Origin of the sequence: Microvirga sp. TS319, assembly GCF_041276405.1 — a bacterium.
Lineage (GTDB): Bacteria > Pseudomonadota > Alphaproteobacteria > Rhizobiales > Beijerinckiaceae > Microvirga.
Window position 1 is genome coordinate 3,489,526 of record NZ_JBGGGT010000002.1, and the last position, 24,788, is coordinate 3,514,313.

20 protein-coding genes are annotated in these 24,788 nt (G+C 65.5%); 4 read left to right on the forward strand and 16 right to left on the reverse strand.

Translation table 11 applies throughout. The features are described from left to right. Positions 1–62: 62 nt before the first annotated feature. Both serA and AB8841_RS25935 read right to left on the reverse strand, forming a co-directional pair. Positions 63–1,655: a phosphoglycerate dehydrogenase gene (gene serA / locus AB8841_RS25930; protein WP_370438631.1), complete on the reverse strand. Its 1,593-nt coding sequence runs from the start codon at positions 1,653–1,655 to the stop codon at positions 63–65. Positions 1,656–1,789: 134 nt separating this feature from the next. Beyond that, the gene (locus AB8841_RS25935) at positions 1,790–2,962 is read right to left on the reverse strand and encodes a phosphoserine transaminase (protein WP_370438632.1); all 1,173 of its coding nucleotides are present in this window, start codon (positions 2,960–2,962) and stop codon (positions 1,790–1,792) included. A 509-nt stretch (positions 2,963–3,471) separates the two neighbouring features. Here AB8841_RS25935 and AB8841_RS25940 point away from each other — a divergent pair. Both AB8841_RS25940 and AB8841_RS25945 read left to right on the forward strand, forming a co-directional pair. Then, positions 3,472–4,725: an efflux RND transporter periplasmic adaptor subunit gene (locus AB8841_RS25940; RefSeq protein WP_370438633.1), complete on the forward strand. Its 1,254-nt coding sequence runs from the start codon at positions 3,472–3,474 to the stop codon at positions 4,723–4,725. Between the two features lie 93 nt (positions 4,726–4,818). Beyond that, positions 4,819–7,968: an efflux RND transporter permease subunit gene (locus tag AB8841_RS25945; RefSeq protein WP_370438634.1), complete on the forward strand. Its 3,150-nt coding sequence runs from the start codon at positions 4,819–4,821 to the stop codon at positions 7,966–7,968. A 96-nt stretch (positions 7,969–8,064) separates the two neighbouring features. Here AB8841_RS25945 and AB8841_RS25950 read toward each other — a convergent pair whose 3' ends face one another. The 6 genes from AB8841_RS25950 to pal all read right to left on the reverse strand — a co-directional run bounded on the left by AB8841_RS25950 (position 8,065) and on the right by pal (position 15,363). Continuing rightward, on the reverse strand, positions 8,065–8,811 hold the full coding sequence (locus tag AB8841_RS25950; protein WP_370438635.1) for an outer membrane protein: 747 nt from the start codon (positions 8,809–8,811) through the stop codon (positions 8,065–8,067). Between the two features lie 249 nt (positions 8,812–9,060). After that, the gene (gene glmM / locus AB8841_RS25955) at positions 9,061–10,416 is read right to left on the reverse strand and encodes a phosphoglucosamine mutase (protein WP_370438636.1); all 1,356 of its coding nucleotides are present in this window, start codon (positions 10,414–10,416) and stop codon (positions 9,061–9,063) included. 247 nt (positions 10,417–10,663) lie between these two features. Then, on the reverse strand, positions 10,664–12,586 hold the full coding sequence (ftsH, locus tag AB8841_RS25960) for an ATP-dependent zinc metalloprotease FtsH (RefSeq protein WP_370439370.1): 1,923 nt from the start codon (positions 12,584–12,586) through the stop codon (positions 10,664–10,666). A gap of 152 nt (positions 12,587–12,738) precedes the next feature. Then, positions 12,739–13,800 (reverse strand): tRNA lysidine(34) synthetase TilS, encoded by a 1,062-nt coding sequence (gene tilS / locus AB8841_RS25965; protein ID WP_370438637.1) that lies wholly within the window; start codon positions 13,798–13,800, stop codon positions 12,739–12,741. After that, positions 13,791–14,759, reverse strand: coding sequence for a tol-pal system protein YbgF (gene ybgF / locus AB8841_RS25970; protein ID WP_370438638.1), 969 nt, complete (start codon positions 14,757–14,759; stop codon positions 13,791–13,793). The genes tilS and ybgF overlap by 10 nt, the downstream gene beginning before the upstream one ends. 106 nt (positions 14,760–14,865) lie before the next feature. After that, positions 14,866–15,363 (reverse strand): peptidoglycan-associated lipoprotein Pal, encoded by a 498-nt coding sequence (gene pal, locus AB8841_RS25975; RefSeq protein WP_370438639.1) that lies wholly within the window; start codon positions 15,361–15,363, stop codon positions 14,866–14,868. Positions 15,364–15,583: 220 nt separating this feature from the next. On the opposite strand from pal, the gene AB8841_RS25980 reads away from it, so the two are divergent. Then, complete coding sequence (locus AB8841_RS25980) at positions 15,584–17,095, forward strand: phosphatidylserine/phosphatidylglycerophosphate/cardiolipin synthase family protein (protein WP_370438640.1); 1,512 nt, start codon at positions 15,584–15,586, stop codon at positions 17,093–17,095. Between the two features lie 72 nt (positions 17,096–17,167). Next, a complete protein-coding gene (locus AB8841_RS25985) occupies positions 17,168–17,788 on the forward strand; it encodes an HdeD family acid-resistance protein (RefSeq protein ID WP_370438641.1) in 621 nt (206 codons plus the stop codon). A 43-nt stretch (positions 17,789–17,831) separates the two neighbouring features. Here AB8841_RS25985 and tolB read toward each other — a convergent pair whose 3' ends face one another. The 8 genes from tolB to ruvC all read right to left on the reverse strand — a co-directional run bounded on the left by tolB (position 17,832) and on the right by ruvC (position 24,722). Further along, positions 17,832–19,106, reverse strand: a complete 1,275-nt coding sequence (tolB, locus tag AB8841_RS25990; RefSeq protein WP_370439371.1) for a Tol-Pal system beta propeller repeat protein TolB — start codon at positions 19,104–19,106, stop codon at positions 17,832–17,834. A gap of 87 nt (positions 19,107–19,193) precedes the next feature. Further along, a complete protein-coding gene (tolA, locus tag AB8841_RS25995; RefSeq protein WP_370439372.1) occupies positions 19,194–20,297 on the reverse strand; it encodes a cell envelope integrity protein TolA in 1,104 nt (367 codons plus the stop codon). Positions 20,298–20,331: 34 nt separating this feature from the next. Beyond that, a complete protein-coding gene (locus AB8841_RS26000) occupies positions 20,332–20,766 on the reverse strand; it encodes an ExbD/TolR family protein (protein WP_370439373.1) in 435 nt (144 codons plus the stop codon). A gap of 24 nt (positions 20,767–20,790) precedes the next feature. Beyond that, complete coding sequence (tolQ, locus tag AB8841_RS26005; protein ID WP_370438642.1) at positions 20,791–21,516, reverse strand: protein TolQ; 726 nt, start codon at positions 21,514–21,516, stop codon at positions 20,791–20,793. A gap of 325 nt (positions 21,517–21,841) precedes the next feature. After that, on the reverse strand, positions 21,842–22,327 hold the full coding sequence (ybgC, locus tag AB8841_RS26010; protein ID WP_370438643.1) for a tol-pal system-associated acyl-CoA thioesterase: 486 nt from the start codon (positions 22,325–22,327) through the stop codon (positions 21,842–21,844). Continuing rightward, a complete protein-coding gene (ruvB, locus tag AB8841_RS26015; protein ID WP_370438644.1) occupies positions 22,320–23,366 on the reverse strand; it encodes a Holliday junction branch migration DNA helicase RuvB in 1,047 nt (348 codons plus the stop codon). Before ruvB ends, ybgC begins: the two co-directional genes overlap by 8 nt. Before the next feature lie 98 nt (positions 23,367–23,464). Further along, positions 23,465–24,082, reverse strand: coding sequence for a Holliday junction branch migration protein RuvA (gene ruvA, locus AB8841_RS26020; RefSeq protein WP_370438645.1), 618 nt, complete (start codon positions 24,080–24,082; stop codon positions 23,465–23,467). 136 nt (positions 24,083–24,218) lie between these two features. Beyond that, positions 24,219–24,722, reverse strand: a complete 504-nt coding sequence (ruvC, locus tag AB8841_RS26025; RefSeq protein ID WP_370438646.1) for a crossover junction endodeoxyribonuclease RuvC — start codon at positions 24,720–24,722, stop codon at positions 24,219–24,221. Positions 24,723–24,788: the final 66 nt, after the last annotated feature.

Below are 24,788 nucleotides of genomic sequence, written 5' to 3' on the forward strand. Positions count from 1 at the left end.
GCACCTAAACGTTTTTACGAAATGGCCGGAGAAGCGGCACCCGCTCCTCCGGACAGCGCCTTTTAGAAGCGAACCGCGCGGGCGCGCTTGACCTGCGGAATCTCTTCGATCTTGCGCAGGAGTTCTTCGGACACGGGCTCATCGACCGACACGAAACAGATCGCATCGCCGCCCGGCTTGTCGCGGCCGAGCGCGAAGGTGGCGACGTTCACGCCCGACTCGCCGAGCAGCGTTCCGAAGCGGCCGATGAAGCCGGGCTTGTCGTCGTTGCGCACATAGATCATGTGCGGCGCGAACTCGGCATCCACCGCAATGTCGCGGATCTCCGTCACGCGCGGCTTGCCGTCCTGGAAGACGGTGCCGCCGGCATGGCGGGCCATGTCGTCGGCATTCACGATGATGCGGATGAAGCTCTCGTAATCGCGCGCGGCGCTCTCGCGCTTGACCTCTTCCACGGTGATGCCGCGCTCACGGGCGACGATCGGAGCCGACACCATGTTGACGTCCTGCAGGAAGGGCCGCAGCACGCCCGTCACCGCGGCCGACGTCAGTGCGCGGGTGTTCATGTCGGCGACGGCGCCCTCGTACTCGATGCGGATGCCCTTGATTGCGGCTTCCGTGAGCTGACCGAGGAAGGAGCCGAGCTTCTCGGCGAGGGCCACGAAGGGCTTGAGACGCGGAGCTTCCTCCGCCGTGATGGAGGGGAAGTTCACGGCGTTCTGAATCGCGCCCTGGAGCAGGTAGTCGGACATCTGCTCGGCGACCTGCAGCGCCACGTTCTCCTGCGCCTCCGAGGTGGCGGCACCCAGATGCGGCGTGCAGACCACGTTGGGATGGCCGAAGAGCGGATTGGTGAGCGCGGGCTCCTCCACGAACACGTCGAAGGCCGCCCCCGCCACATGGCCGGAATCCAGAGCCGCGCGCAGGGCCGCCTCGTCGACGAGGCCGCCGCGGGCGCAATTGACGATGCGTACGCCCTTTTTCGTCTTGGCGATATTCTCGGCCGAGAGAATGTTCTTCGTCTTCTCGGTCATCGGCACGTGCAGCGTGATGATGTCGGCCCGGCGGAGCAGATCCTCAAGCTCCACCTTCTCGACGCCGAGCTCGACCGCGCGCTCCGGGGACAGGAACGGGTCGAAGGCGATGACCTTCATGCGAAGGCCGATGCCGCGGTCGGCCACGATGGAGCCGATATTGCCGCAGCCGATGACGCCCAGCACCTTGGCCGTCAGCTCGACGCCCATGAAGCGGTTCTTCTCCCACTTGCCGGCCTGGGTGGAGGCATCGGCCTGCGGGATCTGGCGCGCGAGCGCGAACATCATCGCGATCGCGTGTTCGGCGGTGGTGATGGAATTGCCGAAGGGCGTGTTCATGACGATGATGCCCTTCGCCGTGGCGGCGGGGATCTCGACATTGTCCACGCCGATGCCGGCGCGGCCGATCACCTTCAGGTTCTTCGCCTGTTCGAGGATCTTCGCCGTCACTTTCGTGGCGGACCGGATGGCAAGGCCATCGTAATTGCCGATGATGGCGGCGAGCTTCTCTTTGTCCTTGCCGAGATCGGGCTGAAAATCGACCTCGATGCCGCGATCCTTGAAGATCTGCACGGCGGCGGGAGACAAAGCGTCGGAAATGAGAACGCGGGGAGCGGGCATGGGATGAACCTCATGGCGTCATGGCCAGGCTCGTCCCGGCCATTCATATCCGCCGGGATGACAAGCTCAGTGGCCAGAAAAGTCGTGGATCCCCGGGACGGGCCCGGGGATGACGGTTCATAGAGACTTGAACGTCAGGCTGCTTTCGCGAGCTTCGCCTTTTCCTGTGCGAAGGCCCAGTCGAGCCAGGGCGTCAGGGCTTCGAGGTCGGAGCGCTCGACCGTCGCGCCGCACCAGATGCGGAGGCCGGGAGGCGCATCGCGATAGGCCCCAATATCGAGGGCCACGCCCTCCTTCTCGAGAGCCGACGTGATGCCCTTGGCGACCTGAGCCACGGCCTCGGGCCCCTTGGCGACCACGTCCGGATCGGCGACGACGAGACACACGCTGGTGTTGGAGGCGGTCGCCGGGTCCTTCGCGAGATTGGCGATCCACGGGGTCCGGGCGACCCAATCGTGAATGACCTTCGCGTTCGCGTCGGCCTTGGCGACGAGCCCGTTCAGACCGCCGATGGACTTCGCCCATTCGAGCGCGTCGATGTAATCCTCGACCGCGAGCATCGACGGAGTGTTGATGGTTTCGCCCTGGAAGATACCCTCGATGAGCTTGCCGCCCTTGGTCATGCGGAAGATCTTCGGCAGCGGCCATGCGGGCTTGTAGGTCTCGAGCCGCTCCACGGCGCGCGGCGAGAGAATGAGCATGCCGTGAGCCGCCTCGCCGCCCAGCACCTTCTGCCAGGAGAAGGTGACCACGTCGAGCTTGGCGAAGTCGAGCTTCTGCGCGAAGGCGGCCGAGGTCGCGTCACAGATCGTGAGGCCTTCCCGGTCCGCCGCGATCCAGTCGGCATTCGGCACGCGCACGCCGGAGGTGGTGCCGTTCCAGGTGAAGACCACGTCGCGATTCTTGGTATCGACCTGCGAGAGATCGGGCAGTTCGCCGTAGGACGCATTGATCACGCGAGCGTCGGCGAGCTTGAGCTGCTTGACCACATCGGTGACCCAGCCCTCTCCGAAGCTCTCCCAGGCCAGCATGTCGACGGGCCGGGCGCCCAGCATGGACCACAGAACCATCTCCACCGCACCCGTATCGGAGGCGGGCACGATGCCGATGCGATAATCGGCGGGCACTTCCAGCACCTCGCGGGTGAGGTCGATGGCGAGCTTCAGGCGCGCCTTGCCGAGCTTCGCGCGGTGCGAACGGCCCAGGGATTCGGTTTTGAGATTTTGCAGGGACCATCCGGGGCGCTTCGCGCAGGGGCCGGACGAGAAGAAGGGCGCGCGAGGACGCGCGTTGGGCAGGTCTGTCATGTTGAGTCCATCCTTACAGATGGGCGCCTCTCGGTGGGGAGAGGTGTCCCGCTGACCGGTATGATGGAACTCCAGAGGACGGTCAAGGCAATTTAGGACAGACTTCAGGACGAGCCGCCGGGCGCGTCGGACCGAGGGCTTTCGTGAAGGAGGTCCTGCTCCTCCCGCCGCATCCCGTTCATGTGCTGAATTGCAACCTCAAGCCGCAGCAAGCCAGGCCCATTCGCGTCGGACGAACCTTAGGCCGCCCGGATCGACCGGCAGTTCGTCGGCGACCGCCCTGATCCACACGCTCATAAGGATCATTTCCCAGAACAAAATCGGAACGCCGACAAGCTGGACGTTTGGCCGGAAGGCAATCCAGGTTGGACGAAGGCGGCAGATTACGAAATCGTAATACAAAACCCTGTGCTTAGTGCGTTATAGTCGGCAAGCCCGGCCTGTGATGTGTTAGGCCTCATCAAAACATTCTAAACTGAAAAAGACTTCCGAGAGTTCAAGGAGCGAGCATGCGTGTGTCCGGTCAACTCGCCGTCATCGCCTTGCTGGGGGCAGCAGGGTTTGGCGGGTGGTATGGGTATCAGAACGGATACTTGGGAAACCAGTCGACGGAACAGCAGGGCGGGCCCTCCGGAGGGCGAGGCGGCAATCGCGGCGGGCCATCGGGCCCCGCAGCCGTGGAAGTGGATACTGTCAAGACGGGGCGCATCGTGGAAACCCGCGAGGCCGTCGGAACGGTGCGCGCCTATGAATCGATTACGGTCACCGCCAAGGTCGCGGGCGTCATCGACCAGATCGGGTTCGAGGAAGGCCAGAAGGTCAAAGCGGGCGATGTGCTGGTGCAGCTCGACGCCGCCGAGCGCCAAGCCGACATCGATCAGGCCATTGCCGAGTCGAACCGTGCCGTGGCTCAGCGCAACGAGGTCGCGATCAAGCTCGAGCGTGCCCAGGCCCTCAACCGCACCGGGGCGGGAACCACCGCCCAGGTCGAGGACCTCACCGCGCAGCTGAAATCTCTCGATGGGGCCATTGCGTCGGCCCAGGCGCAGCGCAAGGGCGCCGAAGCGCGGCTGCAGGATCTCACGATCCGGGCGCCCTTCAACGGTCGCGTCGGGACGCGCTCCGTTTCGCTCGGAGCCTATGTGGCGCCCGGGACCCGGATCACGTCCCTCGACGATCTCTCCAAGGTCCGGCTCGACTTCGCCGTGCCGGAAAATCTCCTCGGCCGTCTGGAGCCCGGGCAGACGGTGACGGCCCTTTCCGCCGCCTACAAGAGCCGCACGTTCAAGGGCAAGGTGTCCACAATCGATCCCCGCGTCGATCAGGCGACCCGCACGGCCCGCCTGACGGCCGAGTTCGACAATCCGGACGAGGCCCTCAAGCCCGGCATGTTCCTGGCGGTCCGGCTCGAAGTGTCGTCCAACGACGAGGCCGTCGTGGTGCCGGAAGAGGCCATCGTCAGCGAGGGCCTGCGCCACGTGGTTTACCCGGTGAAGGACAACAAGGTGGAGCGCCGCGTCATCACCCTCGGCCAACGCCAGGGCGGCAAGGCCGAGGTTGTCGAGGGCCTGCAGGCCGGCGAGACCATCGTGATCCTCGGCGTTCAGCGCGTGCGTCCCGGGGCCGAAGTGATCGCACGCCCGCTCGGCTCGGGCTCCGGCGAGCCGCAGGGAACCCCGGCCGCCGATCGCCAGCAACCCTCGCGCTCCTCGCTGAACATGCCGCACGCCATCGGCACGGCGCAGGCGGCCGAAGCGAAGTAGATGTCTTGTTCAGGGCACCCCTCCTGTCCCCCTCGCCCGAAGGGGAGAGGTGTGCCGTCGCGTTAGTCTGATTTCACCGGAACGACCAGAACCATGCAGGTTTCCGACCTCTTCATTCGCCGTCCCGTCTTCGCCGTCGTGGTGAGTCTGCTGCTGATCGTGGGCGGCCTGTCCGCGCTCATGAACCTGCCGATCCGCGAGTATCCAAGCGTCGACCGGCCGGTCGTGTCCATCTCGACCGTCTATCGCGGCGCTTCGAACGAGGTCATCGAGAGCCGCGTGACGGAGGTGATCGAAGGCGCCGTGGCAGGCATCGAGGGCATCAAGCAGATCCGTTCTCAGAGCCGCGACGAGCGCTCCTCCGTCACGATCGAGTTCGACGTGTCGCGCGACCCCGAAGGCGCGACCTCCGACGTGCGCGACGCTGTGTTCCGCGTCGTCGGCCGCCTGCCGGACGGGGTCGACCAGCCGGTGATCCGCAAAGTGGACGACGACGCGTCGGCGATCATGTGGATCAGCGTCACCTCCTCCACCTACGATGCCCTCGAACTCAGCGACTTCCTGAAACGCGTCTATGTCGACCGTCTCTCGACCGTCCCCGGTGTCGCCAACGTCTCGCTGGCCGGAGAGCGCCGGTATTCCATGCGCATCTGGGTCGACCGCCCTGCCCTGGCGGCGCGCGGGCTGACCGTGCAGGACCTGAGTGCCGCGATCAAGCGGCAGAACGTGGAGCTTCCGGGCGGCCGCATCGAATCCTCGCAGCGCGAATTCACGGTGAAGACGGATTCCCGCCTCTCCAGCCAGCAGGATTTCGAGCATCTCATCGTCTCGAACAAGAACGGATACCTCGTGCGCCTGGGCGAGGTCGCCAAGGTCGAGGTCGGTCCGGAGGACAATCGCTTCGAGTTCTATGAAGGCGGCAAGGTCGCCATGGGTCTCGGCGTGGTGCGCCAATCGACGGCCAACACCCTCGCAGTGGCCGACGGCGTGCGCGCGGAGCTGGAGAACCTGAAATCCTCCCTCCCCCCAGGCACCACGGCGCAGATCTCCTATGACGAGAGCCAGTTCATCAGCGCCTCCATCAAAGGCGTGCTGCACACGCTGATGGAGGGCATCGGCCTCGTGGTTCTGGTGATCCTGATCTTCCTGCGCGACTGGCGCTCCACCATCGTGGCCATCGTGGCGATTCCGGTATCGATCATCGCCGCCTGCATGGTGATGGCCTACTTCAACGCCTCCATCAATGTGCTGACGCTGCTCGCCGTGGTGCTTGCCATCGGCATCGTGGTGGACGACGCCATCGTGGAGATCGAGAACGTCCACCGCCGCATCGAGGAAGGCCAGCCGCCGCTTCTGGCCTCCTTCGACGGCGCGCGCGAGATCGGCTTCGCGGTCATCGCCACCACGGCCACGCTGATGGCCGTGTTCGTGCCGCTCGCCTTCATGACCGGCAATACCGGCCAGCTCTTCCGGGAATTCGGCATCACGCTCGCGGCCGCGATCTTCTTCTCCGGTATCGTGGCGCGCACGCTCACGCCGATGATGTGCTCGAAGCTGATGGTGCCCGCCCATGGCCGCATCCAGACGATGACCGAGCCCTTCTTCACGGGCATGAACAACGTCTACCGCAAGATCCTGACGCGGGTTCTCAAGGCGCCTCTCGTCATTCTCGCGGTCGGCTTCATGGTGTGTCTCTCGGCCTACGGATTGTTCCAGACGCTGCCGAAGACCTTCGCGCCGACGGAGGATCGCGGCGCCATCATCGTGCGCATCGAAGCCCCCGAAGGCTCGAGCCTCGACTACACCCGGGAGCGCGTGAAGGAAGTCGAGAGAATCCTTCTGCCCTATCAGAAGCAGGGTGTCGTCTCGTCCATCACCAGCCAGGTGGCGCCGGGATACGCCCGCCCCTCGCCGGTCAATTCCGGATTGATCATCGTGCGCCTCGTGCCGTGGGAGCAGCGCACGATGAAGCAGCAGGATCTGGTGCAGGAGATCAACCGCAAGGTCGCGAACTTCCCCGGCGCGCGCGTCGCCCCGATCAGCCCCGGCTCGCTGGGACAGCGTGGCCCGTCGAAGCCCATTCAGTTCGTGCTGGGCGGGCCTGACTACAACACCCTGCGCGAGTGGCGCGACATCGTCATGCAGAAGGCGCAGGAAACGGGACTGTTCGTGAACATGGATTCCAACTACCGGGAATCCCAGCCTGACATCCGCGTGCAGATCGACCGGCAGCGCGCGGCAGACCTCGGCGTCTCGGTGGAGGATATCGGCAGCACGCTCGAACTGATGTTCGGCGAGCGCGAGATCTCGACATTCGTCAATCGCGGCGAGGAATACGGCGTCATCATGCGGGGCCGCGCGGAAGACCGCGCGACGCCGAACGATCTCGCCAATACCTTCGTGCGCGCCACGAACGGCGAGCTCGTTCCCCTCTCGTCCTTCGTGACGCTAACGGAATCCGCGGCCCCGCAGATGCTCAACCGCTTCGACCGGATGCGCTCGATCACCATCGATGCCAGTCTCCAGGGCAACACCTCGATCGGCGACGGCCTCGCGGTCCTTGAGCAGATCGTGCGCGACAACCTGCCGGCGGACGCGCGCATCGGCTATTCGGGACAGTCGAAGGACTTCCTCGAATCCTCGAACGCGATCTATGTCACCTTCGGCATGGCGCTACTCGTGGTGTTCCTGGTTCTGGCGGCGCAGTTCGAGAGCTGGATCAACCCCTTCATCATCATGCTGACCGTGCCGCTCGCGGTCACGGGCGGCCTGGCGGCGCTCGTGCTCACGGGGCAGTCGCTCAACATCTACAGCCAGATCGGCATGATCCTGCTCATCGGCCTGATGACCAAGAACGGCATTCTCATCGTGGAATTCGCCAATCAGCTGCGTGAGCGGGGCTTGTCCGTGTGGGATGCGGTGATCGAGGCATCCGTGCTGCGCCTTCGCCCGATCCTCATGACGTCGATCGCCATGATCGGCGGCGCCATCCCGCTCGCCTGGTCCACGGGCGCGGGCGCGGAAGCCCGCAGCGCCATCGGCACGGTCATCGTCGGCGGCGTGACCATGTCGACCCTGATGACGGTGCTCGTGGTGCCGGCGATCTATCTCCTCATCGGCGGCTACACCAAGCCCGCGACTTACGTGAGCGATATGCTCGACAAGCTGCGGGTCCAGACCGGCCAGCGCCCGCACGGCGAGGACATCCATGTCCCGCAGCCGCCAGCCCATCCGGCGGAGTGAGAGCCCCCTTCGCCACGCAAAAACCCCGGTGTTGTCACCGGGGTTTTTCTTTTCGCCGGACCTGTGCTGCCCGCCGATGAACCGTTTTCCAAAAAATCAGTCGAAGGCGTAGCGCACCCCCAGCCTCACCTCGTGCGAGGCAATGGATTCCACGTCGGCCCCTACCCCGCCGGCATAGCCGCGGGTCTTCACGTCGCCCAGGCTCAGATAGCGGTAGCCGAGGTCGAGAGTGAAGCTGTCCGAGAGATTGTAGCCGATGCCCGCCATGAGGGCCCAGGCGAAGGTCCAATCGCCGCCACCGGAGAGATGCTCCTGAGTGACCGCCCCGAGAGCATCCGTCGTCGTGCGGGTATAGTGACCGAACACATTGTACGCCACGCCGAGGCCCGCGCCCACATAGGGCGTGAAGTCGCGATAGGTGCCGACATCGACATAGACGTTGAGCATGGCGGTCGAAGACTGGAAGCGTCCTCTGTCGAACACCGATCCTGTCGTGAAACCGGCATCCGTCGGGAGGCCCGTGAAGCGCGAGGATAAGCGGTGATCCACAGTCACGTCGGCGCGAAACAGAGGGCTGAAGCGGTAACCGATGCCGGCGCCGAGAACGGCGGTGTCTCCGACACCTTCGCGGGCCATTCTGCCTGCGATGAGACCCGATGTGTCATCGGCCTCCGGGCGCGTGAAACGGGTGTAGCCTACGTCGCCGCGCAAATACCAGTTCTCGGTGGACTCGACGAGGACGGGAACGGGGGGCAGCATCCCGCGGGAGAGGTCGGCCGCGAAGGTCCCCGACGCGGTCATGCCGATCAGGCCAGCGAGAACCGTGGTCTTGATGATGCTCATGGGTACGCTTCGTCACTCAACAGGCACAGGCCGCCGAGATCTTCGACGGATCTGTTAGAACGTAGCCCTGCCTCGTGAAGAGAGCGTTAAGCTTAATTCTTAGCTCTGCCGACACAATTTTTCAGGACAAGTCCGTGGTGGCGGTCCATCCCTGCTGCAAGTCGGAAGCAACCGACCAGGGAGCGACAAAAGAAAAGGCATGGATGCCCGCATCCATGCCTGACCGGTTCAGAAATGTGGCTTTCGCTCTCAGGCGGCGACCTGGGAGGCGGCCCGGGTCACGGCGTCCACCACGTCGTCCACGACCTGGGTCACGAGATCCGCATTGTCGCCCTCGCCCATCACGCGAATCACCGGCTCCGTACCGGAGGGGCGGATGACGAGGCGGCCGGAGGCTCCGAGCCGCTCGCGGCCGGACTCGATGGCCTTGATCACGGAGGCATCCTGCAAAGGCGCGCCGGACTTGTAGCGCACGTTCTTGAGAATCTGCGGAAGCGGCTCGAAGCAGTGGCAGACCTCGGAAACGGTTCTGCCCATGTTCTTGACCACGGCGAGCAGCTGAAGCGCTGCGACGAGTCCGTCGCCGGTGGTCGTGTAATCCGACATGATGATGTGGCCGGATTGCTCACCGCCGAGATTGTAGCCGTGAGCGCGCATGTGTTCGAGCACGTAGCGGTCACCCACGGCGGTGCGCACGAGGTTGAGGTCGAGCCCGTTCAGGTAGCGCTCCAGGCCCAGATTGGACATGATCGTCGCAACGATCCCCGGCTGCGCGAGGCGCCCGTCCTCCTTCCAGGACCGGGCGACGACGGCCATGAGCTGGTCGCCGTCGACCTTCTGGCCCTTCTCGTCCACGATAAGGACGCGATCCGCGTCGCCGTCGAGCGCGATCCCCACATCGGCGCGCAGCTCGCGCACCTTATGGACCAGGGCTTCGGGGGCGGTCGAGCCGACCTCGTGATTGATGTTGAAGCCGTTGGGCTCCACGCCGATGCTCACGACCTCGGCGCCGAGCTCCCACAGGGTTTCGGGCGCGACCTTATAGGCTGCCCCGTTGGCGCAATCGACGACGACCCGCATGCCCTCCAGGTCGACCTGGCGCGGCAGGGTGCGCTTGGCGAATTCGATATAGCGGGCATGGATGCTCTCCGGGCGCTTGGCGCGTCCCAGGGCGGCGGAGCCTGCGAGCTGCGTCGTCAGGTCCGAATCGATGAGAGCCTCGATCCGCTTTTCGAGATCATCGTTGAGCTTGAAGCCGTCTGGGCCAAAGAGCTTGATTCCGTTGTCCTCGTACGGATTGTGCGAGGCGGAGATCATGACGCCGAGATCGCAGCGCATGGAACGCGTGAGCATGGCCACCGCCGGCGTCGGCATGGGCCCCAGGACCAGCACGTCCATCCCCACGGAGGTGAAACCCGCCACCAGGGCATTCTCGATCATGTAGCCGGACAGGCGCGTGTCCTTGCCGATGACGACCCGATGACGGTAATCGCCGGTCTGGCTGAACATAAGGCCCGCCGCCTGGCCCACCCGCAGGGCCAGATCGGGCGTGATGATCCCATTGGCCCGCCCCCGAATGCCATCGGTCCCAAAGTACTTCCGCATGGGCTTAGTCTCCGCATTTCGTTTCGCGGCTGTGCGCTTTGTATTTTTCAAAGCACCCCCCTCCAATCCGGGTCAAGACTTCGCCCTGCCAAGCCTCATCACAAGTGATGAGCAATTGTTACAAGAGGGAATGATCCTCTTGTCGGATTGAAAGTAGAAGGGTCAGGTAAACAAAAAAGAACGCTCGCCGTAAGGCGAGCGTTCTAGGTAATACGCAAGGGCCAGCTTCGGCTAGGCCCGGGTTCAGTTAGGCCTGGGGCTGAGGCTCCATGCCCCCGTCGTTTTCTCTGGGGCGGCCGGTGCGGGTCGAGGGCACGGCCGAGCCGCGCGCCGGGGCGGCGCTGTCGCCGCCGGCATCGCGCACCGGCGGCTGCCCGTCGAGCAGGTTGCGGATCTCCTCGCCGGTCAAGGTCTCGTACTCCAACAGCCCGCGCGCCAGCGCCTCGAGATCCTGCTGCTTCTCGGTCAAAATCGTGCGCGCATCGTTGAGCCCGGTCTCGACCAGACGCCGCACCTCCGAGTCGATCTTCTGCGCGGTCGCCTCCGACACGTTCTGCTGGCGCCCCATCTGCATGCCCAGAAACACCTCGTCCTGGTTCTCGCCATAGGCCACCGTGCCCAGCTCCGGCGAAAACCCCCACTTGGTCACCATCATCCGGGCCAGCCGCGTCGCCTGCTCGATGTCCGACTGCGCCCCCGAGGTCACCTTCTCCTTGCCGAAGATCATCTCCTCGGCAATCCGCCCGCCCATCATGATCGCCAGCCGCGAGGTCATCTGCTCGAAGCTCATCGACAGCTTGTCGCGCTCAGGCAGCTGCATCACCATGCCCAGGGCCCGCCCGCGCGGAATGATCGTCGCCTTGTGCACCGGGTCGGTCGCCGGCACGTTCAGCGCCACGATCGCATGCCCGGCCTCGTGATAGGCGGTCAGCCGCTTCTCGTCGTCGGTCATCACCAGGGTGCGCCGCTCGGCCCCCATCATCACCTTGTCCTTGGCGTCCTCGAACTCGCGCATCGTCACGATGCGCTTGCCGCGCCGCGCCGCCAGCAGCGCCGCCTCGTTGACCAGGTTCATCAGATCGGCGCCGGAAAACCCCGGCGTGCCGCGCGCGATCACCTTCAGGTCGACGTCGGGCGCCAGCGGCACCTTGCGCACATGCACCCGCAGGATCTTCTCGCGCCCGGTCACGTCCGGGTTGGGCACCACGATCTGGCGGTCGAAGCGGCCCGGCCGCAGCAGCGCCGGATCGAGCACGTCGGGCCGGTTGGTGGCCGCGATGATGATGACGCCCTCGTTGGCCTCGAACCCGTCCATCTCGACCAGCAGCTGGTTGAGGGTCTGCTCGCGCTCGTCGTTGCCGCCGCCCAGGCCGGCGCCGCGATGGCGCCCGACCGCGTCGATCTCGTCGATGAAGATGATGCACGGCGCGTTCTTCTTGGCCTGCTCGAACATGTCGCGCACCCGGCTCGCGCCGACGCCGACGAACATCTCGACGAAATCCGAGCCCGAGATCGTGAAGAACGGCACATTGGCCTCGCCCGCCACCGCGCGCGCCGTCAGGGTCTTGCCAGTGCCGGGCGGGCCGACCAGCAGCACGCCGCGCGGAATCCGCCCGCCCAGACGCTGGAACTTCTGCGGATCGCGCAGAAACTCCACCACCTCCTGCAGGTCCTCCTTGGCCTCGTCGATCCCCGCCACGTCGTCAAACGTCACCCGCCCATGCGCCTCCGTCAGCAGCTTCGCCTTCGACTTGCCGAAGCCCATGGCGCGGCCGGCGCCGTTCTGCATCTGGCGCGACAGGAAGACCCACGCTCCGATGAAAAGCGCGATGGGCAAGATGTTCATCAGGACGGCGATGAACCAGGGGGTCGAATCGGATTGCGGACGAGCCGTGATCTGCACGCCCTTCTGCTGCAGCTTCGAGACCAGAGTGGGATCGTTCGGCGCATAGGACGAGAACGTACGGCCATCGTTATAGGTGCCGCTGATCTCCGGGCCGGAGATGATGACGCTCGTGATGCGCCCCGCATCGGCATCGTTCAGAAGCTGGCTATAGGCGATGTCGCTGCCGCCGCCCCGATGGCCCGGGCTCTGGAAAAGGGTGACGAGCGCCAGCACCAGCAGGAAAATGACAACCCACAAGGCGAAGTTGCGGAAATTTGAATTCATCGGATCAGGTTCTGCCCCAGAGGGAGATGAAGCATGGAAAAGACACAAAATCCCCCATGCGGCTAAACTCAATGTAGGCACACCGTTCTCCCTTGCCAAGGGAATGCGGCGCGCATACGGCATCATCCGTAGCTCTTGGCTAAGAGAATTGGCTAACGGCCCCGTGAACGGGGCGGTTCCGGCCTCAGACTCAAGCGTCCCGTCTGGTCGAGGCGAAGGAGGGCCCCCGCGAGCGTGAAGCGCAGCCCCTCCTCGGCCAGGATCGCGGCCCGCAGACGCTCCAGGCCGGTTTCGAGACGCTGCAGGCGGCAGTTCTCGAGCCCGATCCGGCTTAAGGACAGCTCCAGAATCCGCAGGCCGATCTCGAACGGCTCCTCAGCAAGGCATGATGCCCGGAAGGACAATGCGCCCTCTGCGCCCTCGCCCGCGACCGGATCCGCGGTCTCCAGCGCCTGGCGAGCCTTGATGTCCAGGGCCTCGTCCGCCTGACCCGCCCGCCGCGCCAGAAGCGCCAGCCGGTCGGCCGTCAGCCCCTCCCCGGCCAGAAGCGGCAGCAGCTTGCGCCAGCGCACCCGGGCAAAGCGCTCGTCCGCATTGGACGGATCGGTCACGAATCGCCAGCCATTCCGCCGGCAGAGATCGAGCAAAGCCGCCTTGGGGTGATCGAGAAGCGGCCTCGCGTGGACGATCCCGTCCAGGTCCCGCTCCCGGCGCATGCCCTTGAGGCCTTTCAGGCCGGACCCCCTGGCGAGGCGCATGAGGATCGTCTCGGCTTGGTCGTCCAGGGTATGGGCGGTGACGAGATGGGACGCGCCCGCCGCGCGGGCCTGCCGGACGAGCAGGCGGTAGCGCGCCTCGCGTGCTTCCTCCTGCAGGCCGGTTCGCGGCTTCTCGCCCGCCCAGACGAGGGTGCGATGGGGGAAACCCAAGGCCGCCGCCTCCCGGCCTACGAAGGCGGCCTCCTCGGCGGCTGCGGGCCGCAGGCCGTGATCGACAGTGGCGATGAGGACGGGAGGGCGCCGCTCGGAGCCCCAGAGGGCGAGCAGATGCATCATGGCCACGGAATCGGGGCCGCCGGAAACGGCCGCCAGGATCCCCGTGGCGTGGCTTAAATTCGAAAAGAGAAGCTCCGGATCGTCCATCGGGAGCAGATCGTCAGGCGCAGGAGCGGCCACGGTTCGGGTGCTCGACTGGTCGGCCTGAATCAGGTGCACTTGTTGCGCTTCTGCTCGCGGTCGGAGCCCTGGCGCACATTGGCGGAGGCCTGCGGGTACTTGCGGTCGAGCTCGGCGAAAACGGCGCAGGCCCGGTCCCGGGCGCCCAGCCCGTTGAGGGCCATGCCGAGGCGAAGCAGCGAATCAGGAGCCTTGGCGGCACTCGGATGATCCGCGGAAACGCTCAGAAACTGCTCGGCGGCCTCCCGATAGCGGCCACGCTGCAAATAGGTTTCGCCGAGCCAGAACGTGGCCTCCGGCACCAATCCGTCGCGCGGGTTTGATTGAAGGAAGCGGCGAAAGCCCATCTCGGCTTGGTCGTAGTCCTTCTGTGCAAAGGAGGCATAGGCCACATCGAAATCGGCCCGGGGATCCCCTGTGCTGGTTGCCGCCACGCTTGGGCCGGGCCGTCCTGGAAGAGCGCCCTGAGGCAGAGGCATCCCGCTGCCGATCGCACCGCCGGGCGCCGTCTGGTCCTCCTCCTCGATCAGATCGCCGATCCCGGCGAATTGCTCGCCCTGCCCGCCCATCTCAGTGCCGGCCAGGGGCGCGGAGGGGGGCGTGGCGCCCAGCGGGCGGGGAGCGCCCGGGGCATAGGGATCCTGCGACGGATCGAACACGTCGCTGCGCCGCTGGGGCGTCGTCTGCGGCTGGGCCTGCGGCTGCGCCGGGCGAGGTGCCGGCGCTGCCGAGGGCGAGGCCTTGGAGCCGCCGCGGCCGCCGCTCTCCTGGAAGCGGAACTCCACATCCTCCTGGAACTTCCGCAGCTGATCCTTCAGCTGGCGGTTCTCGTATTGGAGCTGCTCGAGCTGGCCGGACATCTGGCGCATCTGGTTCTCGAGCCGGTTGATGCGCACGATGGCATCGGCCGCGTCCTGCGCGGCGGCAGGACCTGCCGAGGCCAGAGGACCTGCCGAGGCCAGAGCCAGAGCGAAAAAGACAAGGATTCGTCGTAACATGCTGGATACCGTATGGGGTCGGATGCGAGGAGTCCCGATAACACAAAAGCGCCGCCACGGCGATAATGTGGCGGCGCTCTGCTGTTTCACAACCTGCCCCGAGGGCTTACGAGCTGGCGCCGCCGAGCACGGTGACCGCGCGGCGGTTCTGCGACCAACAGGAGATGTCGTTGCAGACCGCCACCGGACGCTCCTTACCGTAGGACACGGTGCGGAAGCGGTTGCTGGGGATGCCGCGGGAGATCAGATAGTCGCGCACAGTCTGAGCGCGGCGGGCGGACAGCGAGAAGTTGTACTCGCGGGTGCCGCGCTCGTCCGCATGGCCTTCAACGATGAAGGCGTAGTTCGGATAACGCTGCAGCCACTGGGCCTGCTTGTCGAGGGTCGCGACGGCGGTAGGGGTGAGATCGGTCGAATCGGTCTCGAAGAAGACGCGATCGCCGACATTCACGACGAAATCCTGGGCGCTACCGGGGGTCGCGGCACCACCGGCGCCGAAGCCGCCGGATCCATCGGCCATGCCATCTTTATTGGAAGAACAGGCCGCTGCCCCAAGGGCGAGGACGACGGCGGCGGCGAATTTGACGGCGCGCAGCGACATCATTGGCAATACTCCTTACACACGTTTGCCGAACGTTGTGTCTTTCATATCGGGCGGATGGTTAAGGGAGGGTTCCGTCAACCTTAAGGGAGACAGCCGGGAATTAAGGTGAATTATGGCCAAGTTGTGGAACTTGCGCTTAAGGTTAACAGATCGTGAAGGTTGACCCGGATCTCCCTGGAGGGCTCGTGAGCCGAATGCCGATCTTGTGCGTTGAAAGGTCATGCATCTCGTGACGAACCAGCCCGGTCTGTCGGCTCAACCCTATCGCACTGCCCTGGACGAACTCCGCATGGAGCGCGCCTTCTCGCGGATCGCGGACAGCGACCTGCGCCACGGCAACGCGGTCAGGCTGCTCAGGAACTCCAAGGAGAACTATCCGGCCTGGCTGGATGCGATCGGGTCGGCTCAGGCCGTGATTCATTTCGAAAACTTCATCATTGCGGACGACGCAACGGGCCGCCTGTTCGCGGAGGCCCTCATGGAACGGGCCCGCGCAGGCGTGAAGGTCCGTGTTCTCTACGATTGGCTCGGATCGTCCTTTCGCGCCCTCCCGGCCTTCTGGCGGCGGCTGCGCGAAGCCGGTGTGGAGGCCCGGGTCTTCAACCCGCCCCGCCTGACGGATCCGTTCTGGATCCGGCGCAACCACCGCAAGCTGATCACGGTTGACGGCCGGATCGGCTTCGTGTCGGGCCTGTGCATCTCCGACAGCTGGGAAGGCGGCAAGGAGGCCGAGCCCTGGCGCGACACCGGGATTTCCGTGGAAGGCCCGATGGTGGCCGATCTCGACGCGGCCTTTGCCGAGAGCTGGGTGCTCGCGGGCATGCGGGCCATTCCGAAATCCGACCTGCCCCGGGCCGACGCGATTCCCCATGCGGGCGCCGTGGCCGCGCGGCTCATCAGCGGCGAGCCCGGCATGTTCCGCACCTATCGCGTCGACCAGTTCATCGCCGCCACGGCCCAGCGCAATCTCTGGCTCACCGACGCCTATTTCGTCGCCACCACCTCCTATGTGCAGGCCCTTGGCGAGGCGGCCCGCGACGGCGTCGACGTGCGCCTGCTCGTGCCGGGCTCGAGCGACGTGCCTGCCCTGCAGCCGATCGTGCGCGCGGGCTACCGCTCCCTCATCGAGGCGGGCATCCGGGTCTTCGAGTGGAACGGCTCGATGCTGCACGCCAAGACCGCCGTGGTGGACGGGCGCTGGGCCCGGGTGGGCTCCACCAATCTCAACCTCGCGAGCTGGGCGACGAACTGGGAACTCGACGTCATCGTCGAAGATGCCGACTTCGCAGGCCAGATGGAGGCCATGTATCTGGAGGACCTCGCCAACGCCACCGAGATCGTTCCAGGCTCGTATTCCCGTCGCAGGCGCGCACGCAACATGCGCTCCAGACGGAGCCCCCGCTTCAAGCGAGGCGGCGTACGCAGGCTCGCCGCCGGCGCCCTCGCCCTTTCGAGCAGCATCGGCAAGGCCATGGGGTCGCGCTCGCTCACCGCCACGGAAACCAGCAGCATCGCGATCATCGGCTGCGCGCTCCTGGCGCTGGCCGTGGCCATCACGGTCTTCCCGGTCGTGATCATCGCGCCCATCGTGATCGGCCTCATCTGGTTCGGCCTTGCGCTCCTGATTCGCTCCCTGCACCTGAAGCGCCGCGTGCGCCTGAGGCGGCGCAAGCTCGCAATCCGCAGGCGATTGAGTAAAATCAAGGACGAGGCTGCCTCTGCCGGGGAATGACGGAAACCGACCGCCAAGCTCGGCATTGATAGGATACCTCCCTTTGAGGAGGCCTGATCGAAGGAGACGACGATGGCGACCGGAACCTCCAGCTCACCTTCCTATGACCCGCTCTACCGTGCCGAATCCATGAGCGCGCTGCTCGCGCGCAACTGGTGGGCGGTGGCGCTGCGCGGCGTCTTTGCCGTCATCTTCGCGCTGATCGCCTTTTTCTGGCCGGGCGCGACGCTCCTGTCCTTCGTCCTGTTCTTCTCGGCCTATATGCTGGTCGACGGCGTGTTCGGCATCGTGTCGGGCATTCGCGCGGCCTCCCGCAACGAGCGCTGGGGCTTGCTGATTCTGGAAGGCATCCTCGACATCGTCGTCGGCGCCGTCGCCTTCCTGATGCCCGGCCTGACCGTGGTGTTCTTCGTCGCCCTGCTCGCCGTCTGGTCCCTGATCACCGGCATCCTGATGGTCGTTGCCGCCTTCAAGCTGGATCCGGCCTTCGGGCGCGGCTGGCTGATCTTCAGCGGTCTCGTGTCGGTTCTGTTCGGCGTGGCGCTTCTGGTCGCTCCTCTCGTCGGCGCAGTGGTCCTGACCTGGTGGCTCGGGGCCTATGCCCTGGTCTTCGGCATCGCGCTCATCGTCCTCGCCTTCAGGCTGCGCAGCAGGAAGGACGATCTGACCGGGGGCACGCCGCTGCGCGCCTGAGCGAATGAGAAAGGGGCGCCGGAGCGCCCCTTGTTCCTCGTTCTCATTGACGGGTCTCGCTGAGCAGCGGAGACCAGGTCGGGTCCGACGCGAAGGACGGCGTCGGCACGGGCTGCTCCACGCGACCGGTGATGTCCACCATGTAGAGCTTACCGCCCGACTGGCCGCCCGGATCGCGGAAGAACATGATGTACTGGCCGTTGGGAGCCCAGACGGGGCTCTCGTTGTGGAAGCCTTCCGTCAGGATGCGCTCGCCCGAACCGTCGGGCTTCATGATGCCGATGGCGAAGCCGCCGGAATGCTGCTTGGTGAAGGCGATGTAGTCGCCGCGCGGGGACCAGGCCGGCTGCGAATAGGAACCGTCGCCGAAGGAGATGCGGCGCTGGTTGGAACCGTCGACCCCCATCACGTAGAGCTGCTGCTTGCCGCCACGGTCGCTCTCGAACACGATCTGCGACCCGTCCGGAGAAAACGAGGGCGAGGTATCGATGGCGCCGGTCGAGGTGAGGCGCGTGGTCGCCTGCGAACCGAGATTCATCATGTAGATATTCGCATTGCCGCCCTGCTGCAGGCTCATGACGATGCGCTGCCCATCCGGCGCGAAGCGCGGGCTGGAGGTCATGTCGGGGAAGTTGCCGACGATCTGGCGTGACCCGGTTTCCAGGTTGATCACCTGCACGCGCGGCTGCTGGCCCTCGGCCTGCGACATATAGGCGATTTCCTGGCTCACCGGCGAGTAGCGCGGCGACACGACGGTGTTCTCGCCCTGCGTCAGGTAGCGCACATTGGCGCCGTCCTGATCCATGATGGCCAGACGCTTGTGCCGGTTCTCCTTCGGACCGGATTCCTCGACGAAGACGACGCGCGTATCGAAGAAGCCGCCGAAGCCCGTGATCTTCGTATAGACCGCATCGGAAATGATGTGGCCGACGCGGCGCCAGAAATTGGCGTCGGTCACATATTGCTGACCGGTGAGCTGCTGTCCGGAATCGATGTCCCAGAGGCGGAACTCGGCCCGCAGCCGGCCCGACGGATCGCGCGAGACACGGCCCGTCACGAGAGCTTGGGCGCCTGCCATCTTCCATGCGTCGAAGCGCGGAGCCGCATCGAAGGACGGGCGCTCCGGAAAGCGCGACCTGTCGAGCGCCACGAAATAGCCTGAACGCTGCAGGTTGTTGGAGATGATGCCGGAGACGCGCTGGCCGAGGTCCCCCTCGCCCGAGAAATCGGCGACGGCGATCGGCATGGGCTGGAACTGGCCGCCGGGACCGACCCGGAATGTGAGCTGCGCCTGGGCCGCAGGCGCGAGCGCCGCCATCGGGACGATGATGGAAAGGACGAGGAGAAGACGGGAGACGAGGCGATTGATCATGATGTCGTGTCTCAAGCGTAATGGGCTTAAAGATCAGGAAAGGTCGAACTGGACGTTGAGAACTTTCCAGTCCGAATAGAACTGCATGTACTGGGCAGGCACGCGGTAGGGGGCGCAGCGGCGTACGGCGCGCAAGGCGGCACTCGCGACGGCCTGGTCCGTGCTGCTGCTGCCTGCGCGAAGAACGGTCGGCTCGCTCGCCAGCGAACCGTCCTGATTGAGACGGATATCGAGCATCGGCGGCGTTCCGTCGCTTCCCGACGCGCTGATCGGTGCGGTGTAGCAGCGCTGGATCTGCTCCTGCAGGATACCCATGAGCGCGTCGCGCTGACTCGGATTGAGCTTCGCGGCCGTCCCGGTCGCCGTGCCGAGAGACGCGGTCTTCTGAACCTCCGCCCCGGTGGCTCCGCTGGATTGGCTCTTCTGTTTGTTGTCGAGGAACTGCTTGAGATCGCCCATGTCGAGCTTCTTGGCGACCTGCGCTTCCTTGCGCGCCTTCGCTTCCGCCTCGGCCTTGGCTTTCGCCTCCGCGACCTTCTTCGCCTCGGCCTCAGCCTTGGCCTTCGCTTCGGCTTCGGCCTTCGCCTTGGCTTTTGCCTCGGCGACGCGTTTGGCCTCCGCTTCGGCCTCGGCTTTCGCCTTGGCCTCGGCGCGCGCCTTGGCTTCCGCCTCCGCCTTCGCCTGCTCGCTCTTGGCTTTCTCGATGGCCTCGGCCTCGGCCTTCTCGGCCGCTTTCTTCTCCGCCTCCGCCTTGGCCTGCGCGGCCTTCTGCTCTGCTGCCTTGGCGGCAGCCGCCGCTGCCGCGGCGGCCTCCTCGTCGGCGACCTTCATGTCTTCGGGGCGCTTCGGAGGCGCGGGCGTATCGAGCTTCTCCTCGCCGGGAGCGCGCTGCTCGGTCTTGTCCGCGATGCGATCGGCGCGGGGCTTCGGCGTGGGCTGCACCGACTTGGCATCCGTCTCGCCCTTGGTGATCTGCGAGAACTGGTTGTCGGTGATGACTTCGACCGGGATGCCTTCCTGCGCTTCGGGAAATTCGGTGGCGTAGGGCAATCCGATCAGGGCGGCCGTCAGCAGCGCCACGTGGACGCCGCCGGAAACCCAGAAGCCCGGCTCGGAGGTGTTGAATTTCAGCTTCAACGCCACGTCGTTCTGCCCCTTGCGCTCGATCCGCCTAGTTCTGTTCCGTTGCCGTCACCAGCGCGACCCGCTTGTAGCCAGCGGTTGTCACGATGGCCATGACCTGGGCGACACGCCCGTAATCGACCTTCTTGTCGCCGCGCACGAAGATGCGCTCGTCGAAGCCCGCCTTTGACACCTCGGCGAGCTTGCCCACGATGGCCTCGTCCGTGAGCTCGACCTCGCCCAAGAACACCTGCCCTGTCGCCTTGATGGAGAGCGCCACGGGCTTGGCGTCGGAATTGAGGGGCGCCGCCTTCGTTTCCGGCAGATCGATCGGCACGCCGGCGGTCATCATCGGGGCCGCCACCATGAAGATGATGAGCAGCACCAGCATGACGTCGATGAACGGCGTCATGTTGATCTCGTTGATCGCGCCACCGCGCTTCGCCCGCCTTCGGCGGCGTCCGCCCGCTCCGCCTGCTGCCATCATGGCCATTGCTCACAACCCTCCTCAAGCCGCGCGCGACGAGGAGAGACGCTCGTCGATCTGGCGCGACAGGATGGCCGAGAACTCGTCGGCGAAGCCTTCGAGACGCGACTGCAGCTTGCTGACTTCCGACTGGAGCTTGTTGTAGGCGAGCACCGCCGGAATGGCTGCGAAAAGGCCGATCGCGGTGGCGAACAGCGCCTCCGCGATGCCCGGAGCCACGACCGCGAGGCTCGTGTTCTTCGAGGCGGCGATGGACGTGAAGGAGTTCATGATGCCGACGACCGTGCCGAAGAGGCCGATATAGGGGCCTGCCGAGCCGATGGAGGCCAGGATCATGAGGCGGGAATCGAGACGCTCCACCTCGCGCTGGATGGTGACGTCGAGAACCTTGTCGATGCGCTGGGAGAGGCTCTGGAACGAGCGGGCCGAACCCTCGAAGGAGCGCTTCCACTCGCGCATGGCGGCGACGAAGACGGCGGCGAGCCCGGTCGCCGGGCGGTTCTGAAGCGAGCGGAACAGCTCCTCCAGGGACTGGCCGGACCAGAACACGTCCTCGAAGCGGTTCATGGCCCGCTTCGTGCGGGCGTAGAGCAGGGTCTTGTCGATGATGATGGCCCAGCACCACACGGAGGCCGCGAGCAGCCCCATCATCACGAGCTTGACGATGAAATGCGCCTGCCAGAACAGGCTAAAAAAGGACAGGTCGTGCACCACAGGAGCAGCCTGGGCCACATCAGCCGGATTCATAAGTCTCGTCCTCGCTCTTCGAGCAGCCTTGGGAGGAGCCCAGGGCCCACCGCAGTCGGGTCTAGGAAAATCTTGTTGTGTTACCCTGCTCGTTCGCCCGTGAATCTGTCGAAAATAAGGGCGCGGACTCGCAGGCAACCAATGACCTCCCCAGTGTGATCTTTTAGGCACCCGGTGTGGTTAAGGCTTGGTTTAGACGAGGCTAAACAGCTCTGGAATCAGCCGTATAGCCAAGCTGCGCCGGGGCTGCCATGCGCTGAGGGCAGAGCCAAGCCCCCTCCCCTTGCGGCATGCTGATTCATCCCCGAAGCGGCGAGTCTCAGGATCAGATGTCCTGTCCTGCCGAGACTGGGCCTGCCGAGACCTGGCCTGCCGAGAGCGCCGCGCGAAGATTGTCCGGGATGCGCACGGCGCGGCCGTCGCGGACGGCCGCGACCACGACATCCGCACGAACGAGCACGTCCTCGCCCCGGAGCACCTCCTGTGCGAGCGTCATGGAGGCGCCGCGCATCTCCTTGGGCTTCGTCACCACGGTGAGCACGTCGTCCATCAAGGCCGCGCCGAGAAAATCGATGGTCATCTTGCGGACCACGAAAGCGAGCCCCCCCATCTCCGCATGGAGGTCGGACTGCGCCACCTCGACCGCGCGCAGGATCTCCGTGCGTCCGCGCTCCAGGAAGCGCAGGTAGCTCGCGTGATACACGCGGGCGGAAAAGTCCGTATCCTCGTAATAGACGCGCACCGGCAGGACATGTGCGCCGTCCTGCATCCGGCCTGAGAGATGGGGCCAGGAATGACCTGCCTCACTCATCCCCGTCTCCGTTGAACAGGCCGAACTGCGCTGCGGTCTCGCGGGTGGGCTCGGAGATGCCGAGATGCCGGAAGGCATGGGGCGTGAGGATGCGGCCGCGCGGCGTGCGCTGCACGAAGCCTTTCTGGATGAGATAGGGCTCGATGATGTCCTCGATCGCGTCGCGCGGCTCGGAGAGGGCCGCCGCGATCGTCTCGATGCCGACCGGGCCGCCGCCGAAGGAACCGGCGATCATGGTGAGGTATTTGCGGTCCATCAGGTCGAGACCGATGGGATCCACGTCGAGCAGACGCAGCGACCGGTCCGCCAGATCGCGGGAGACGATCTGCACGCCCTCCACGATGGCGAAGTCGCGCACGCGGCGCAGGAGACGGCCCGCGATGCGCGGGGTGCCGCGCGCGCGGCGGGCGATCTCGTTCGCGCCCTCCTCGCTTATGTTGAGGCCGAGCACGCGCGCGCCGCGCCGCACGATGAGCTCCAGCTCCTCGACGGTGTAGAATTCGAGGCGGATCGGGATGCCGAAACGGTCGCGCAGCGGCGTGGTGAGCAGACCCGCGCGGGTCGTGGCGCCGACGAGGGTAAATTTCGGCAGCTCGATCTTCACCGAGCGCGCGGCGGGGCCTTCGCCGATGATCAGGTCAAGCTGGTAATCCTCCATGGCGGGATAGAGGATTTCCTCCACGGCAGGATTGAGGCGGTGAATCTCGTCGATGAAGAGCACGTCGCGCTCTTCCAGGTTGGTGAGCTGAGCGGCCAAGTCCCCTGCCTTGGCGATGACGGGGCCCGAGGTCGAGCGGAAGTTCACGCCGAGCTCGCGCGCGACGATCTGCGCCAGCGTGGTCTTGCCGAGGCCGGGCGGGCCGACGAAGAGCACGTGGTCGAGCGCATCGCCCCGGGCCTTGGCGGCGTTGATGAAGACCTGGAGGTTGGAGCGCGCGGCGGCCTGGCCCGTGAAGTCGGACAGCGACAGCGGCCGGATCGACGCATCGACATCGTCCTCGCGCTTCTCGGGGCTGAGCAGGCGGCGTGAATCGGTCAAGGAGACTTACCTTCCAAAGGCTTCATATAGGCGCTGGAACCCTAATACGCCATTCTTAACGAGATCAAAACAGGAACGTGGCTAGGCTCCGACTCGGCCTATCGCGCCAGCTCCCGCAATCCCAGCCGAATCAGCGTCTTCGCCTCGGCCTCCTCGCCGGCCTGCTTCATGGCGGCGGCGACAGCGGCGGAGGCCTGGACCTGCGGGTAGCCGAGATTGACCAGGGCCGAGATGGCGTCCGCCACCGGAGCGGGCGCGCTCTGGTCCTCCACCGCGCCGGTGAGGCGGATGAGGGCCGGATCGACGGCCCCGAAGGCGGGAGCCTTGTCCTTGAGTTCGGAGATGATGCGCCCCGCGAGCTTCGGGCCGACGCCGGGGCTTCTGGCCACCGAGGCCTTGTCGCCGGTGGCGATGGCCGTCGCGAGGCCGCCGGGATCGAGCACGGACAGGATGCCGAGCGCCACCCTGGAGCCGACCCCCTGGACGCTCTGGAGCAGGCGGAACCATTCGCGCTCGGAATCCGACCTGAAACCGAAGAGGCGGATCATGTCCTCGCGGACCATGGTCTCGATCGAGAGGGTCGCCGCCTCGCCGGTGGGCGGCAGATTCTGGAGCGTGCGGGATGAGCAATGGACCACATAGCCAACCCCATGCACGTCGAGGATCACGAAATCCTCGCCGTAGGAATCCACCACGCCTTTGAGTTTGCCGATCACGTTCTCATCCCTCCTGGGTCATCCCCGCGAGGGCGGGGACCCATCCAAGCGACGGCGCCCGCTGGAGCCGACGGGTTTGTATGGCCTCCGGATCCGGCTTACGCCGCCCGGAAGGACAGTGCTGCTCTGTAACATCTTATAGGCTGGCCACCAAAGCCCGCGCTTTCCGGTGATGGGCATGAGCGATCGCGATGGCGAGCGCGTCAGCGGCGTCGGCCTTCTTGAACTCGGCCTTGGGCAGCAGGATCTTCACCATGGCCTGCACCTGATCCTTCTCGGCATGACCCACGCCGACGACGGTCTTCTTCACCTGGTTCGCGCCATATTCCGCCACGGGCAGGTTGTGCAGGGCCGGCACCAGGAGCGACATGGCGCGGGCCTGACCGAGCTTGAGGGTCGCCTGGGCGTCCTTGTTCACGAAGGTTTCCTCGACCGCGACCTCGTCGGGGGTCCAGGTCCGGATCACGTCCGTGATGCGGTCATGGAGCTGCTTGAGGCGCAGCGCAAGGTCGAGGTCCCCGTCGGAAGTCACGACTCCGCAGGCCACATAGGAGAGCTTCGTTCCCTCGATGGTGATGACGCCCCAGCCCGTATTGCGCAGGCCGGGATCGAGGCCGAGGATCCGGACACGTTCGGTCACACTATCATCTCCACCGTCATGGCCGCACCCGTTGCGGCCATCCACGTCTTCTAGCGCATCGTGCGA